The organism is Franzmannia pantelleriensis (genome assembly GCF_900102875.1).
GTDB lineage: Bacteria > Pseudomonadota > Gammaproteobacteria > Pseudomonadales > Halomonadaceae > Franzmannia > Franzmannia pantelleriensis.
The window spans coordinates 148007-162582 of the sequence record NZ_FNGH01000011.1 but is presented as its reverse complement, the minus strand read 5'-3'; the positions used below and the strand labels follow the sequence as shown (position 1 = coordinate 162582).

Annotated in this window: 13 protein-coding genes; 6 read left to right on the top strand and 7 right to left on the bottom strand. The window is 66.3% G+C overall.

The features are described 5' to 3' along the window. The first annotated feature begins 31 nt into the window (after nucleotides 1-31). The 3 genes from BLT16_RS14880 to der are packed head-to-tail and all read left to right on the top strand — an operon-like array spanning nucleotide 32 to nucleotide 3239. Nucleotides 32-691: a YfgM family protein gene (locus BLT16_RS14880; protein WP_089659302.1), complete on the top strand. Its 660-nt coding sequence runs from the start codon at nucleotides 32-34 to the stop codon at nucleotides 689-691. Next, nucleotides 688-1839: an outer membrane protein assembly factor BamB gene (gene bamB / locus BLT16_RS14875; RefSeq protein ID WP_089659301.1), complete on the top strand. Its 1152-nt coding sequence runs from the start codon at nucleotides 688-690 to the stop codon at nucleotides 1837-1839. Before BLT16_RS14880 ends, bamB begins: the two co-directional genes overlap by 4 nt. Beyond that, nucleotides 1836-3239, top strand: a complete 1404-nt coding sequence (der, locus tag BLT16_RS14870) for a ribosome biogenesis GTPase Der (protein ID WP_089659300.1) — start codon at nucleotides 1836-1838, stop codon at nucleotides 3237-3239. Before bamB ends, der begins: the two co-directional genes overlap by 4 nt. Before the next feature lie 60 nt (nucleotides 3240-3299). Here the strand turns inward: der and BLT16_RS14865 are convergent, their stop codons facing one another. Next, nucleotides 3300-4394 (bottom strand): PQQ-dependent sugar dehydrogenase, encoded by a 1095-nt coding sequence (locus BLT16_RS14865; RefSeq protein ID WP_089659299.1) that lies wholly within the window; start codon nucleotides 4392-4394, stop codon nucleotides 3300-3302. Then, complete coding sequence (locus BLT16_RS21050; RefSeq protein ID WP_089659329.1) at nucleotides 4391-4834, bottom strand: hypothetical protein; 444 nt, start codon at nucleotides 4832-4834, stop codon at nucleotides 4391-4393. Before BLT16_RS21050 ends, BLT16_RS14865 begins: the two co-directional genes overlap by 4 nt. Before the next feature lie 132 nt (nucleotides 4835-4966). Here BLT16_RS21050 and BLT16_RS14855 point away from each other — a divergent pair, with 132 nt between their 5' ends. Continuing rightward, nucleotides 4967-5590: a hypothetical protein gene (locus BLT16_RS14855; RefSeq protein WP_089659298.1), complete on the top strand. Its 624-nt coding sequence runs from the start codon at nucleotides 4967-4969 to the stop codon at nucleotides 5588-5590. Here the strand turns inward: BLT16_RS14855 and BLT16_RS14850 are convergent. Beyond that, nucleotides 5587-6462 carry an ATP-binding protein gene (locus tag BLT16_RS14850; protein WP_089659297.1) on the bottom strand — a complete coding sequence of 292 codons (876 nt, stop codon included), beginning with the start codon at nucleotides 6460-6462 and terminating at the stop codon, nucleotides 5587-5589. The two genes, BLT16_RS14855 and BLT16_RS14850, sit on opposite strands and share 4 nt — an antisense overlap. 104 nt (nucleotides 6463-6566) lie before the next feature. Here BLT16_RS14850 and BLT16_RS14845 point away from each other — a divergent pair, with 104 nt between their 5' ends. Next, nucleotides 6567-7370, top strand: a complete 804-nt coding sequence (locus BLT16_RS14845) for a M48 family metallopeptidase (RefSeq protein WP_089659296.1) — start codon at nucleotides 6567-6569, stop codon at nucleotides 7368-7370. 15 nt (nucleotides 7371-7385) lie between these two features. Continuing rightward, nucleotides 7386-7643, top strand: a complete 258-nt coding sequence (locus BLT16_RS14840) for a hypothetical protein (protein ID WP_089659295.1) — start codon at nucleotides 7386-7388, stop codon at nucleotides 7641-7643. A 44-nt stretch (nucleotides 7644-7687) separates the two neighbouring features. Here the strand turns inward: BLT16_RS14840 and BLT16_RS14835 are convergent, their stop codons facing one another. The 4 genes from BLT16_RS14835 to BLT16_RS14820 all read right to left on the bottom strand — a co-directional run bounded on the left by BLT16_RS14835 (nucleotide 7688) and on the right by BLT16_RS14820 (nucleotide 14426). Beyond that, nucleotides 7688-10000 (bottom strand): dipeptide ABC transporter ATP-binding protein, encoded by a 2313-nt coding sequence (locus BLT16_RS14835; RefSeq protein WP_089659294.1) that lies wholly within the window; start codon nucleotides 9998-10000, stop codon nucleotides 7688-7690. After that, entirely contained in the window at nucleotides 9997-11733 is a 1737-nt protein-coding gene (locus tag BLT16_RS14830) for an ABC transporter permease subunit (protein WP_089659293.1), read from the bottom strand. The genes BLT16_RS14835 and BLT16_RS14830 overlap by 4 nt, the downstream gene beginning before the upstream one ends. Next, nucleotides 11730-12710 (bottom strand): ABC transporter permease, encoded by a 981-nt coding sequence (locus tag BLT16_RS14825; protein WP_089659292.1) that lies wholly within the window; start codon nucleotides 12708-12710, stop codon nucleotides 11730-11732. Before BLT16_RS14825 ends, BLT16_RS14830 begins: the two co-directional genes overlap by 4 nt. A gap of 96 nt (nucleotides 12711-12806) precedes the next feature. Next, nucleotides 12807-14426, bottom strand: a complete 1620-nt coding sequence (locus BLT16_RS14820) for an ABC transporter substrate-binding protein (RefSeq protein ID WP_245701695.1) — start codon at nucleotides 14424-14426, stop codon at nucleotides 12807-12809. Between the last annotated feature and the right edge of the window lie 150 nt (nucleotides 14427-14576).

The following is a 14576-nucleotide window of genomic DNA, read 5'->3' as shown; positions in this document are numbered from 1 at the left end:
GCATGCATTCCGAATTCAGAGGAGACCGCCCGTGGCGGAGCTGAGAAGCGAAGAAGAACAGCTTGATGCCATCAAGGCCTGGTGGAAGAACAATGGCACCTCGCTGATTGCTGGGGTAGTGATCGCCGTCTCCGGCGTACTGGGCTGGAACGCCTGGCAGAACTATCAGGAGAATCAGTCCGAAGCGGCCTCGCTGCGCTATCAGCAGCTGCTCAGCCTGGCCGCCGACCCCGCGCTCGACGAAGGCGGTCGCGCCGAGGCGCGCGGCCTGATCGACGAGATCACCGACAACCATGGCCGCACCCTCTACGCCGACCTGGCGCAGATGTTCGAGGCGCGGCTGGCGGTGGCCGAGGGCGACCTGGCCGCGGCCCGAGCGGCACTCGGCGATGTGATTGATGGCAACGCCCGCGACTATATCCAGGCCCTGGCGCGGCTTCGCCTGGCGAGAGTCCAGATTGCCGACGGCAACCCCGAGGCAGCGCTCGAGGTGCTCGATAGCGGCATCCCCGACTCGCTGTCGGCCCAGCGCCAGGATATCCGCGGTGACGCCTTCGTGGCCCTGGAGCGCGACGACGAAGCCCGCGATGCCTACCGCCAGGCCATGGCGCTGGCCGTGGAGCACGGCCAGTCGCTGTACGGCGTACAACTCAAGCTCGACAACCTCGGTGCGGAGGATGCCACCCTATGAAACCGACTCTCGTGATCGCTGCCGCGGCGCTGGCTCTGCTGGCCGGCTGTGCCGGCAGTGTGGAGCCGCAGTATCCGCCCAAGGAGCTGACCAGCTTCGATGAGCAGGCCAGCTTCAGCACCGCCTGGAGCCAGCGCGTCGGCCGCGGCCTGGGCCGCGCGACCTATCCTATCGCCCCGTCTCGCGAGGACGGAGTGATCTACGCCGCTGACGAGCGCGGCGAGATCTATGCGATGGACGCCGAGAGCGGCGACACCCTGTGGCGCAAGGACCTCGACACCCCCGTCTCCAGCGGCCTCAATGCCATTGCCGGCCAGATCTACCTGGGTACCCGCAACGGCGAAGTGCTGGCACTGAGCCAGAACGACGGCGAAATCCTGTGGCGCACCCGCGTCTCCAGCGAGGTACTGGCCGCGCCCCAGGCCAACCAGCAGTTGCTGGTGGTACAGAGCGTCGACGGCAACGTCACTGCGCTGGATCGCAGCAGCGGCAACGAAGTCTGGGTGCACTCCAGCTCTCAGCCGGCGCTGACCCTGCGCGGCACCGGCACGCCGCAGGTCATCGACCCGGTAACCTTCGTCGGCTTCGCCAACGGCCGCCTGGCGACCCTCGACAACCGCAGCGGCCAGCCGCTGATGGAGATGCGTGTCGCCGTGCCCCAGGGCCGTACCGAGGTGGACCGCCTGGTGGACCTCGACGGTCAGCCGCTGCTGACGCCGGACGGACGCCTCTACGTCACCAGCTACAACGGCCGCCTGCTGGCCATGGAGGCCACCTCCGGCGAAATCCTGTGGGAGCGCGAGCACTCCAGCTACCTGTCGCCGCTGCTGGTCGGTGACACCCTCTACACGGTCAACGAAGCCAGCCACATCCTGGCCCTCGACGCCCTCTCCGGCCGCCTGCTATGGCGTTCCGAAGATTTCGAAGGCCGCTGGATCACCGCCCCGGCACTGGCCGACAACAAGCTGGTATTCGGCGACTTCGAAGGCTACATGCACCTGCTCGATCGCAACAGCGGCGACGTCATCGGCCGTACCCGGGTCAACCGCTCGGGCATCAGCCTGCGCCCGCTGACCGACGGCCGCTGGGTCCACGCCCTGGCCAACGACGGGCGCCTCGAAGCCCTGCAGATTCGCGAGACACAATGAATCCAGTCATCGCCCTGGTCGGCCGACCCAATGTCGGCAAGTCCACGCTGTTCAACCGCCTGACCCGTTCGCGGGACGCTCTGGTGGCCGATTTTCCGGGCCTGACCCGCGACCGCAAATACGGTAACGGGGCACTCGGCGACAAGACCTACACGGTGATCGACACCGGTGGCATCAGTGGCGACGAAGATGGCATTGATGCGGCCATGGCCGAACAGTCGCTGCTGGCCATCGACGAAGCCGATATCGTGCTGTTCATGGTCGACGCCCGCGCCGGCCTGATCGCCGCCGACGAGGCGATCGCCAACCACCTGCGGGTCAACCAGAAAAAGACCTGGCTGGTGGTCAACAAGACCGACGGCCTCGAAGAGCACTCGGCGATGGCCGACTTCTGGCAGCTGGGACTCGGCGATCCGCACTCCATCGCTGCCGCCCACGGCCGCAACGTCACCGCACTGATCGACGAAGTGCTGGCGCCGTTCCCCGAGCGCGAAGAGAATGCCGCCCCGGCCGATATCAGCAACGGTATCCGCATCGGCGTGATTGGCCGCCCCAACGTCGGCAAGTCGACCCTGGTCAACCGCCTGCTCGGCGAAGAGCGCGTGGTCGTCTTCGACGAGGCCGGCACTACCCGCGACGCCATCGAGATCCCCTTCGAGCGACGCGGCAAGCCCTATGTACTGGTGGATACCGCCGGGGTCCGGCGTCGTAAGAACGTTCGCGAGATCGCCGAGAAGTTCTCGATCATCAAGACCCTCGACGCCATCAAGGAGTGCCATGTCGCGATCATGGTGCTCGATGCCCGCAGCGGCCTGGTCGAGCAGGACCTGCATCTGCTCGACTATGTGCTGACCAGCGGTCGCGCCCTGGTGCTGGCGGTCAACAAGTGGGACGGCCTGGAGGCCGAGGCCAAGGACAAGATGCGCGCCGAGATCAAGCGGCGCCTTGGCTTTGCCGACTACGCCGAGCTGCACTTCATCTCGGCGCTGCACGGCACCGCGGTGGGCGATCTCTACCCCTCCATCGATCGCGCCTTCGCCTCCGCCAACAGCCACTGGTCGACCAATCGCTTGACCAGCATCCTGCAGGACGCAGTCAGCGAGCATCAGCCACCGCTGGTGCACGGCCGCCGCATCAAACTGCGCATGGCCCATCAGGGCGGCAGCAATCCGCCGATCATCGTGGTCCACGGCAATCAGACCGCGTCGCTGCCGGATGCCTACAAGCGCTACCTGACCAACACCTTCCGCAAGGTGCTCAAGGTGCGCGGCACGCCGATGCGCTTCGAGTTCCGCTCCGGCAAGAACCCCTACGACAGCGACGCCGGGGCCAGCGACCGCGAAAAGGCCAAGAAACGCGAGCTGGGCCGTACCAAGGAAGCACGCAAGAAGCGCCGTTGACGGTTGCTGGTCATGCTCGATTGTCGAGGGGCGCCTGAATCAGGCGCCCCTCGACGTTTCTCATGACGCTGGCACCACCCGTACCAGCGCCCCATCGGCGTGGTCGGTCAACAGATACAGGTAGCCGTCGGGGCCGACCCGCACGTCGCGAATGCGCGAATCGAGCGCCTCGAAGAGCACCTGCTGCTCGACCACGCGCCCCTCCTCGCGAACCAGCCGGCGTACCTGCTGGCCGGCCAGCGCCGAGACGAACAAATCGCCCTGCCAGTCGGGAAAGGCGTCGCCGTGGTAGAGCGCCATGCCCGAGGGGGCGATCGACGGCGTCCAATGCAGCAGCGGCGGCGTCAAGCCCGGCAGTTCGCGGAACGGCGTGATCTGCGCCCCGGTGTAGTCGACGCCGTGGGTGGTCAACGGCCAGCCGTAGTTGGCACCGGGCTGGATCAGGTTGAGTTCATCGCCACCGCGCGGGCCATGCTCGTTGATCAGCAGCTCATCGCGCGCGGCGTCATAGACGATGCCCTGTACGTTGCGATGCCCCATGCTGTAGAGCTCGGGCCGTGCGCCATCGTCGCCGAGAAAAGGATTATCGTCCGGCACGCGTCCATCGAGGGTCAGCCGCACCAGGCTACCGAGATGATTGCCGGCATTCTGTGCCTGCTCGCGATAGTCGAAACCGTCGCCGAGGGTCAGTACCAGGGTGTCGTCGGGCAGCAGCGCCATACGCCCGCCGTAGTGTGCCGCGCCGCGCTTGGCCGGCGACGCGCAGAACAGCACCTCGCCACCGCTGAGGCCCTCGCCGTTGAAGCGCGTGCGCGCCAGGCAGGTGTTGTTGGCGCTGATATCGCCGTAGGCATAGCTCAGGTAGAGCCATCCGCTGTCATCGAAATCGGGGGCCAGCATCACCTCGAACAGCCCCGCCTGGGCCTCGGCGAAGACCTCGGGCACCCCGGCCAGCGGCGCGTCACGCAGTGAGCCGTCGGCCTCGATCAAGCGCAGCCGACCCGGACGCTCGGTGACCAGCATGCGGCCATCGGGCAAGAACGCCAGCGACCAGGGATGCTCGAGGCCTTCGGTCAGGGTCTCGAGGCGGTAGTCGGCGTGAGCCAATCCGGCCAGCAGTGGCACTGTCAGCCCCAGAGCATGCCAGCGTTTCATAAGCGTCTCCCAACACAGCAGGCATAGAGAACACCCCCCAGGGCCGCTCCCACGAGCATGCACAGCGTACCTGTCAGGCTGCGCGTCGCGGCGATGAGGGTCGGCATCGGCGCCAGTGCATCGACCACCATGAAGGCCAGCCACAACCCCAGTGCCGCCGCCGAGGCATACAGCAGGCCGGCCGGGAGCGGTAGCCAGCGCCGGCTGAGCGCTGCCAGCGGCAGTGCAACCGTCAATGTGACCGCAACCAGACTGGCATACAGCGGGGCGAAACCGACCAGGTCCTGGGCGGTAGTGGTCAGACGCGTGGCGAGGCTGATTTCGGCCCCCAGCGCGGTGAGCGCCGCCAGGTTGAACTGGGTCTGGATCAGCGATCCGCTCAGGGTCGTTACCAGCACGGCCAGTAAAAACCCCAGCAGCGCTGCTTTGCCTCTCGCCATCATCGGCTTTCCTTAGCAGTCGGTTGGCACAAAATAACTTGGCAGCCAGCTACACTGGCCCTAAAATCCGCGCGCCCCGCGTCCCTCCCGGGAACCGCCCGGCCATTATTCCATGCCCAGGAGTCAGTGATCATGTCGTTCGTTGCGTTTCGTCTGCGCCGCCGCTGGCGCCTGCTGCTGCCCACCGGCCTGGCGCTGCTGCTTGCCGGTTGCCTGGCGATGCCCCAGACCAGCCTGTTCGCCATGCGCCTGGCGGTGACCTCGCTGGGCGTGGAGGATGTACGTATCGGCCCCTATGCCATCCGCGCCGGTCTCGACACCTCCGACATCACCTCGTTGATCGCCTCCAGTCTCGGCACCGGCAGTCTACCGGTGCAGGCTACCCTGGCCATGGGCCTGGGGCTGCCGCGCGGCATGCCACCGGTGGAGCTCAACGGCTTTCGCTGGACCCTCGACGTGCCTGACGCCGAGCCGATCAGCGGCAACTACGCTGAGCGCGTGGCGCTCACCCCGGGCGACGACGCCGACCTGCGTCTACCGGTGAGCTTCGACGTGCTCGGCGACCGCCAGCGCTTCGCGCCGATGGTGCAGCTGGCCAGCCAGTTGGCCAATCGCGGCGAACTCCCCGCCGGCAGCGAGCTTGCCATCACCCCGGGCGGTGTTCGCGGGCTGGGGGTCAGCCTACCACCGGGCCTGTGGATGCCGACGGTGCGCTTTAGCGTCAATCCTGACGGCAGCCTGACGCCACAATCCTAGGCCTGGGGCTGCGACGCCAGCCGCTGCTCACCTATCCACTGGCAGGCGAACTGCCAGGCGGCGCGGCCACTCCGGCCGCCGCGCAGGGTGGCGAAACGGATCGCTGCCTCGCGGGCCCCGGCGTGCCAGTCCTCGCCGCTGCCCAGCCGCGTCACCCAATGCTCGCAGACCTCGAGGTAGGTGGCCTGGTTGAAGGGGTGAAACGCCAGCCACAGGCCGAAGCGATCCGATAGCGAGATCTTCTCCTCGACGGCATCGCCGTGGTGCAGCTCATCGCCGACCAGCTGAGTCTCCTGGTTATCGGACAGCGACTCGGGAAGCAGATGGCGGCGATTGGAGGTGGCGTAGAGCAACACGTTGTCGGGCGGCCCGGTAAGGGTGCCGTCGAGCACGCTCTTGAGCGCCTTGTAGGCGTCGTCGTTGGCCTCGAACGAGAGGTCGTCGCAATAGACCACGAAGCGCTGCGGCTGGTCGCGCAGCTGCTGGACCAGCCCTGGCAGGCCGGCCAGGTCGTGGCGATCGACCTGGATCAGGCGCAGGCCTTCGCCGGCCAGGGTGTTGAGCAGCGCGCGTACCATCGATGACTTGCCGCTGCCCCGTGAGCCCCACAGCAGGGCGTGGTTGGCCGGCAGGCCCTGCAGGAAGGCGCGCGTATTGGCGAGCAGGGCGTGCTTCTGGCGCTCGACGCCGAGCAGGTCGTCGAGGGTCGCGGCATCGCGAACCGCCACCGGCAGAAGTTGTCCACCCAGTGGATGGCGTTGCCACAGCGCCGCCACATCACGCGACCAGTCGATGCGCCGCGGCGAGGGCGGCAAGAAGGCCTCGACGCGATCGAGCAGCTTGCTGAGTCGCGCTGAAAGCTCGGCATCCATGAACGGGGTCTCCCTGTGTTGACCTGGGTGAGTATCCGGGTATCTTGTGGCAGATCAGTGGCTTTCGTCCACTGCCTAAGGACGGACTACGAGGACGTTTGACCATGCGCTGGATCCCCCGACTCGCCATTGGTGCGCTGTGCGTATCGCTCGCTGCCTGCGCCAGCTCCCCTACCGGGCGGCAGCAGTTCACCCTCTACTCGGATGAGCAGCTCAACCAGATGGGTCAGCAGGCCTTCGAGCAATATCAGCAGGACATGACAGTGGTCGGCGGCGCTCACGCCCGCTACGCCCAGTGCATCGCCGACGCCCTGGTGGCCGAGCTCTCCGGCCGGGACCGCGACTACAACTGGCAGATCCGCGTCTTCCAGGATGACTCGGCCAACGCCTTTGCCCTGCCCGGTGGCTACATGGGGATCCACACTGGTCTGCTCGACATCGCCACCGACCAGAATCAGGTCGCCACGGTAGTGGGCCACGAGATGGGCCACGTGGTGGCCAACCACGCCAACGAGCGGGTTTCGACCCAGTCGGCGACCCAGGTCGGCATGTCGGTGCTCTCCTCGGTGGCCGGGCTGCAGGGCCCACAAGGCGAGCAGATGCTAGGCCTGCTTGGCGCCGGCGCCCAGTACGGCATCCTGCTGCCCTTCTCGCGCCGCCACGAGAGCGAGGCCGACGTGATTGGCCTGCGCTTGATGGCTGAGGCCGGCTTCGATCCCCGTGCCAGCGTGACGCTGTGGGAGAACATGCAGGCAGCCAGCGGCGGCCAGCCACCGGTGTGGATGTCGACCCACCCCAGCCAGGGCCAGCGCATGGCCGGTCTCCAAGCCAATATGGACGATGCCATGGCGCGCTACGAGCAGGCGCGCAGCGCCGGACGCCAACCCAACTGCCCGCGTCCAAGTTAAGGTGCCCACGAACCGATGATACGACTTGGATTGCTGCTCATGATCGTGCCCGTCGTGCTACTGATGGGCGTTTACTTCTGGGAACTCGGTGACGTCCGCGAGTGCACCCTCTCCGGCGGCTACTGGGACTACCTCGACGGCGTCTGCCGCGACACGCCCCAGCCGTTCGTCTCCTGGCTGGAGCGCTACCCGCTGCTGGTCAACGGCGGCATGCTGCTGTCGGTACTCGGCCTAGTGCTGTGTATGGTGGGGTTCTACATCAAGCAGCGTTGACCGGCCCCTCAGGATGCGCCCCGCGGACCGCGCGGGCGCACCCGCTACGCAGTTCCCACCTCCTCGTAGAGATAGCAGGCCACTGAATGCTCACGGGCAATCAGCCGCCGTTTGGGCGAGGCCTGAGCCGAGAACACGACGCCTAGACTCCCCTCCCGGGCCTCGATCCGGGCCGCCTGCCACAGCGAGGGGTGCTTGGCCGAGAGAATCGCCTGTAGCTCATCGCGGGCCGACGCCTCGTCGGCGCCTTCCGCCAGCGCCAGTTGGGCGGTCAAGCCGGTCACACTGACGCCACCCAGATAGCGGATCTCCCCGCCCTGAATCCGCCACTCGCTGAGCGCTGTGGCTACGTCGCGCCCCTCCCAGCCGCAGTGTGTCATGGCCTTGGGGCAACGGGTGTGGAAATGGCAGCCGTTGGGCGGCTCCACGGCGCTGGGAATCTCCCCGGCACTCTCCAGCGGCGCCTTGACCACCGCCGGGTCCGGCTCGGGACTGGCATCCAGCAACAGCTGCGTGTAGGGGTGCTTGCGCTCGAGGATCAAAGTATCGGTGGGTCCCACCTCGACGATCTCACCGAGATACATGATCGCGGTACGATCGGCGACGTAGCGAATCGTCGGCAGATCGTGGCTGACGTAAACGAAGGAGATGCCCAGCTCGTTGCGAAAACGCCGCATCAGGTTGAGCACCCCGGCGCGGATCGACACATCCAGCATCGACACCGGCTCGTCGGCGACCATGAAACGCGGTTCGAGGATGATCCCCCTGGCGATCGCCACCCGCTGGCGCTGGCCGCCCGACAACTCGTGGGGAAAGCGATCCTGATAGGCACCGGCCGGCTTGAGTCCGGCCCGCTCCAGCGCCTCGACCACGCGCTGCTCCAGCGCATCGCCCTCGGCCAGGCGGTGGATGATCAGCGGCTCGGCGACGATGTCGTGGATGGTGAAGCGGGGATTGAGGGTCTGGTACGGGTCCTGGAAAATCATCTGGGCGCTGCGCCGGAACGCCTTGAGCGCAGGCCCCTTGAGGGCGGCGATGTTGACGCCGTCGAAACGGATCTCGCCGGCGGTGACGTCCTGCAGGCGCACCAACATCTCACCGGTAGTGGTCTTGCCCGAGCCCGACTCACCGGCCAGGCCGAGAATCTCGCCTTCGCGCAGATCGACGTCGATGTCGTCGACGGCGTGGACCTGGCGCTCCTGGCGCTTGCCGCGCAGGCCGTCGAGGAAGCCCTGCTCCACCGGGAAATACTTCTTGAGCCCCTCGACCTCGAGAATCGGCGTCTCACTCATGCGCCGCTCCAGGCTGCCGGCGCCCTGGACCTGCTCGCCGAGGCGCTCGCCGGCAATCTGCCAGGTAGCGTTCTGCGCCGCCCGCTGGCGGAAATCCACCGCTTGATCGGGATAGTGGCAGGCCGCATGGCGTCCTTCGCCGACCTCGGCCAGCGCCGGCGTCTCGCGGGTGCAGCGCTGGGTAGCGAAGGGACAGCGTTCAGCGAAACGGCAGCCCGACGGCGGGTCGAGCAGATCCGGTGGGCTGCCGGGAATCGAGATCAGCTCGCGCTGGGCGCCTTCCAGGGTCGGGAAAGCGTTGGTCAGTCCCATGGTGTAGGGGTGGAAGGGGCTGGCGAAGACCTCACGCACCGGCCCGGTCTCCATGATCTGGCCGCCGTACATCACCGCTACCCGGTCACAGGTCTGCACCACTACCGAGATGTCGTGGGTAATGAACATCAGCGCCAGGCCGCGCTCGCGGCGCAGCTTGGTCAGCCGCGACAGAATCTGCGCCTGGGTCACCACATCGAGCGCGGTGGTCGGCTCGTCGGCGACGATCAGCTGCGGGTCTAACGCCAACGCCATGGCGATCACCGCGCGCTGCTTCATGCCACCACTCATCTCATGGGGGTAGGCAGAGAGCCGCGCCGGGTCGATCCCCACGTCGCGGAACAGCTGCTCTGCGTGGGCCCAGGCCGCCTTGCGCTCGATCTTGCGGTGCGCGCTCATCGCCTCGAGAATCTGGTCGCCGACGGTGTACACCGGATCCAGGGCATTCATCGCCGCCTGGGAGATCCAGGCAATCTCGTCCCAGCGCACCTGGCGCATCGCCTCCGGATCGAGGCCGAGCAGGTCGCGGCCAGCAAAGTCGATACGCCCGCGGGGTACCTGGCCGTTGGGTGGTAGCAGCCGCAGCATGGCCTTGGCCGCGGTGGTCTTGCCACAGCCCGACTCCCCGACCAGCCCCAGCGCCTCGCCGGGCGCCAGGGTGAAGCTCACCCCGTCCACGGCCTGCACCGGGCCGGCGCCGGTCTGATAGTGAATGGCCAGGTCATCGACGGTCAGTAACGTTGGTGCAGTCATCGACGTGCCCTCAGTCGTGGATTGGCCACCAGCTCGAGCGAGCGGGAGATGAAGAACACGGAGAGCACCGTGATCATGATCAGCAGCCCCGGCGGCAGGTTCCACCACCAGGCCTCGCGCCAGGCCCCTGAGAGCCGCGCGTTGTGCAGGATCCCACCCCAGGAGATCGACTGCGGCGGGCCCAGCCCGAGAAACGACAGCGTCGCCTCGGCGATGATCGACACCCCGACGATGATGGCCAACTCCAGGAACACCAGCGGCATCACATTGGGGAAGATATGCAGATACATGATGCGCAGGTCCGACGCCCCGGCGACCCGCGCCGCCTTGACGAAGGGCCGCTCGCGCAGGCTCAGCACCTGAGAGCGGATCAGCCGCGCCACGGTGCGCCAGGTGAGCAGTGATACAGCGAGGATGACGATAAACAGACTCGGCTCGAACAGCAGCACCAGGATCAGCGCAAAGGGCTCGAAGGGAATCCCGTACATCACATCCACGGTGCGCATCAGCACGGTTTCGGTACGGCCGCGGAAGTAGCCGGCCACCAGACCCACGTTGGCGCCGATCAGCACCACCAGGGCGGCGCCAAGAAAGCCCACCAGCAGGGCGATCTGCGAACCGTGAACGTTCTGACTGAACAGATCGCGGCCGAGATGGTCGGTGCCGAACCAGTGCTCGCCGGAGGGCGGCGCCAGGCGGTTGACGAAACGATCCGACCCCAGCGCAAAGTAGTGCTCTTCGGTGACCATCAGTGTACGCAGATGGCGCTCCTCGTCGCTGGGCATCAACTGCCAGTCGCCGCCCGGCTCACGCTCGAAGACGATGCCGCTACGCCCCACCGCAAAGGCATGACCGTCGTCGGTAATCCAGCCGGCGCGCATGGCGCGGGAGTCCGGGGCATCCTGGCTCTGCCAGCTTGCCTCGGCGTCATCGCGTACCAGCAGGGTGCCGCGCTCGCCGACGATCAGACCGGCCCCGCTGTCGGCGATATGGATATGGTTGAGCTCACGGTTGCCGGGTAGTCGCTCAAGACTCGGGGTGTCGGCGTCGGAGGCGAGGTGCAGCGCCAGGCCGCGGTCACCCACCAGCCAGGCGCTGCCGTCGACGTCGAGCGCCACGGCGTTGAGGTCGAAGCCGCGGCCCACAGGGCTCTCCAGCGACGTCACCTCGCCGCTGGCCATGTCGAGGCGCCAGATGGTCTCGCCGCCACCCACCAGCAGCGCGGTGCCGGCATCGCGCCAAGCGATACCGTTGACGTTCAACGGCTCAGGCATGTCATAGGTCTGCCAGCTACCGTCGGGGGTCCACAGCGCCACCGTGCCCCGAGCGCCGGCCACCAGGGTGGCGCCGTCCTCGCGAATATTGACCGCGTGCAGGGTAGTCGACAGCGGCGTGTCGAGGCGCGACCAGTCGCCCTCTGCGTAGCGCCACACCACCCCATCACGGCCCACTGCCATGCCCAGCCCATCGCGGTAGTCGGCGGCATTCAGGGTGGCATTGCCTAGCGGCGGCGAGGCCAGCCAGCGCACCTGCTCGCCGTCGACGCTGCGCGTGAACAGCGAGCCTTCCTCGCGCTCGTTGACCGCCAGCGGGGCGTGGGTGGAGAGCAGCGGAGCGAACAGCGCCATGGCGATGATCGACAGCAGCACCGCCAGCCCCACCAGCGCCAGCCGGTCGCCGAGGATCGCCCTGATCGGCTCCTGGGCGCTCTTCATCAGTCGTGATCGGTTCATTTGAAGCTCACCCTCGGGTCCAGCATGGTGTAAAGGATGTCGACCAGCAGGTTGAGGGTGATGACGAAGGCCGCCATCACCAGGAAGCTGGCCTGGGCGAGGGGGAAGTCAGAGGTGCGTACCGAGTTGAGGATCTCGCGCCCCAGCCCCGGCCACGAGAACACCACCTCGACCACCACCTGACCGCCAGCGGCCAGGCCGATGGTGACCGCCAATTGGGTGACCACCGGCAGCAGCGCATTGCGCGCGGCGTGGGCATAGAGAATACGGCGCTCCGGCAGCCCTTTGGCGCGGGCCATCTCGATGAAGTCCTCGCCGTACACCTCGAGCATGGTGTTGCGCATTATCAGCAGCGGCGACCCCAGGTAGTAGAGCGCCACCACCAGCGCCGGCAGTATCAGGTGATGCAGGAAGTCGAGAGTGAATATCTTGTCGAAGAAGCCCGAAGCCTCGTAGGGCAGCGTGCGCATGCCACTGGTGGGTAGCCAGCCGAGCCCGATACCGAAGATCAGAATGGCGATCATGCCGGTCCAGAACATCGGCGCGGAGCGAAACATCAGGCCGACGAAGATACCGCTGGTGTCGGCGCGGCTGCCGCGCCGCCACGACAGCCAGGCACCCAGCGGTGCCCCCACCCCATAGGCCAGCACGATGGCCGGCAGCATCAGGATCATGGTGTTGCCGAGCCGCTCCCAGATGATATCCGCCACCGGCGCACGGTAGTGGAAGGAGTAGCCGAAGTCGCCCTGGACGATATTCGCCAGGTAGATGAAATACTGCTCCCAGATCGGCCGGTCGAGGCCGAAGCTGGCGCGAATGCGCTCACGCTCTTCGGGAGTCAGCCCCTCGGTGATCAGCGCGGCAGTGGGGTCGGGCAGCCCCAAGCGAAACAGGAAGAACAGCAGGGTGGCGATGATGAACAGCGCCATGAAGCCGTGCAGCACACGGCGTATCAGGTAGCTTCTGCGTGACGACATGACGGACTCGCTGTGAACGGCCGTCCACCCCACGCCGCCTTGTGAGCATCGTGGGGTGGCGGCACCTCTATGAAGGAGATGGTCTCAGGGATGCGCTCAGCGCATCAGGCGACCGTCCTCATCCCAGCTGTAGCCAGCCTCTTCCAGCTCGGCGCGAGCCGCGTCCATGTCGAAGTCGAAGCGCTCGATAAAGGCTTCATGCCAGAAGGTATTGACCGGCGCGATCACGCTGGAGCCCACCTCGCCGCGGCCGTCGAGCAGCACGTTGACCATGCGCTCGCGGTCGCTGGCCATAGTCAGCGCACGGCGTACGGCACGATCATCGAAGGGCGCGCGGCGCAGGTTATAGGTCATATGGAAGTAGCCAAAGTCGGGCACGTTGACCACGGTGAGGTGATCTTCGCTCTCGGCCAGGCTGATCTGACCGGGCTCCATGCGCCAGGCGGTCACGTCGATCTCGCCGGTCTGCAGGCCGGTATAGACGCCCTCCATGTCGGCATAGATGATGAACTCGACGCCGTCGACGGCGATCTCGTCGGCATGGAAGTGGTCGTCGAACTTGCTGATGGCCATGAATTCGCCGCGGTCAAAACGCTCGTACTGGAAGGGACCGGAGCCTACGGTGGGAACCTCGTCGGGACTCAGCGTCGAAGCGTCGTCGATCTCCGACCAGATATGCCCGGGCAGGATCGGGATCTGCGACAGCGAGATGCTAGCGAACGACGCCGATGGCTCACTCAGATGGAAGTGCACGGTGTACTCGTCCACGGCCTCGGCGTTATCCAGTGCGGCCAGGTAGGAATTGAAGTAGCTGTAGTCCTGGTCGAGGTAGTAGTTCCAGGTAAACGCCACGTCATCGGCGGTGAGCGGCTCGCCGTCATGGAAGGTCATGCCCTCACGCAGGGTCACCGCCACGGTGGTGTCATCGACCTGATCGACCTCCTCAGCGGCCCAGGGCAGCGGCTCGACGTCGGCCGACAGGCGCACTAGACGGTCGTAGTAGAGGCGCATCCACTTCCAGCCCCATACCGAGGTGGAGGCCAGCGGATTGAGGTTGTCGGGCTCCTGAGGCCCGCCGATGCGCAGGGTGCTGCGATCACCCACCGGCGTCGCCTCCATCGGGCCCCACTCGCTGTAGAGGCCCTCCCCGGCCATTGGCTCGAAGCCGCCGAACGCCTCGTGGTTGTAGGCCACCACCTCATCGCGATGAAACAGTACCACCAGCGGCGCATCCGGCTTGTAGAGCTCCTGCATCTCCATCACCAGCCGCTGGCGCTCATCCGGATCGAAGGCCTGGGACTGCTGATCGAACAGCGCATCGAAGTCGGGATTGTCGTAGCCGCCTGGATTGTTGCCGCCGGGGTTGGCCTGGCGGGAGTCGAGGGTACTAAGGAAGAACTGCGGATCGAGGCGGTCGGTGCGGCCGCTCCAGCCAAGGATAGTGGCATCGAAGTCCTGCTGGTCGTAGAACCGCTCCAGGGCGGTGCTGAACTCGGTGGGCTGGACATTGACCTCGAAGCCCAGCTCCTCCCAGCGCTCGGCGATCATAAAGGCCGCCTCATAGCGGATCGGATCGTAGGACTCGGTGGTGGTCATCAGATCAATCGAGGGCACCGCCTCCTGGGCCAGCGCCTGAGCGCCGAGTGAAGCCGCGGCCAAGCCCATGGCGCTCGCCAGCAGCGTTCTCTTAAAACGCGACTCTACAAAAATTTTCACTGTTTTCCGCCTCATTGTGCGTTGTTATTCGGAGATTAGGCGTCTTTAGGATAAAGACTTCTGGCCAGGCTAGGAAAGCTCGCCACTGGCGTCAAACGCTCGATTAAACGCAACGACCATGGCGAAACGACGACGCCCCGCCGGACAAGG

Bases quoted from the DNA above. Each gene is read 5' to 3' on its own strand.
- BLT16_RS14845 (WP_089659296.1), top strand. From the start codon at position 6,567: ATGCGCTGGATCCCCCGACTCGCCATTGGTGCGCTGTGCGTATCGCTC.
- der (WP_089659300.1), top strand. From the start codon at position 1,836: ATGAATCCAGTCATCGCCCTGGTCGGCCGACCCAATGTCGGCAAGTCC.
- bamB (WP_089659301.1), top strand. From the start codon at position 688: ATGAAACCGACTCTCGTGATCGCTGCCGCGGCGCTGGCTCTGCTGGCC.
- BLT16_RS14830 (WP_089659293.1), bottom strand. From the start codon at position 11,733: ATGAACCGATCACGACTGATGAAGAGCGCCCAGGAGCCGATCAGGGCG.
- BLT16_RS14850 (WP_089659297.1), bottom strand. From the start codon at position 6,462: ATGGATGCCGAGCTTTCAGCGCGACTCAGCAAGCTGCTCGATCGCGTC.
- BLT16_RS14865 (WP_089659299.1), bottom strand. From the start codon at position 4,394: ATGAAACGCTGGCATGCTCTGGGGCTGACAGTGCCACTGCTGGCCGGA.
- BLT16_RS21050 (WP_089659329.1), bottom strand. From the start codon at position 4,834: ATGGCGAGAGGCAAAGCAGCGCTGCTGGGGTTTTTACTGGCCGTGCTG.
- BLT16_RS14855 (WP_089659298.1), top strand. From the start codon at position 4,967: ATGTCGTTCGTTGCGTTTCGTCTGCGCCGCCGCTGGCGCCTGCTGCTG.
- BLT16_RS14825 (WP_089659292.1), bottom strand. From the start codon at position 12,710: ATGTCGTCACGCAGAAGCTACCTGATACGCCGTGTGCTGCACGGCTTC.
- BLT16_RS14840 (WP_089659295.1), top strand. From the start codon at position 7,386: ATGATACGACTTGGATTGCTGCTCATGATCGTGCCCGTCGTGCTACTG.
- BLT16_RS14835 (WP_089659294.1), bottom strand. From the start codon at position 10,000: ATGACTGCACCAACGTTACTGACCGTCGATGACCTGGCCATTCACTAT.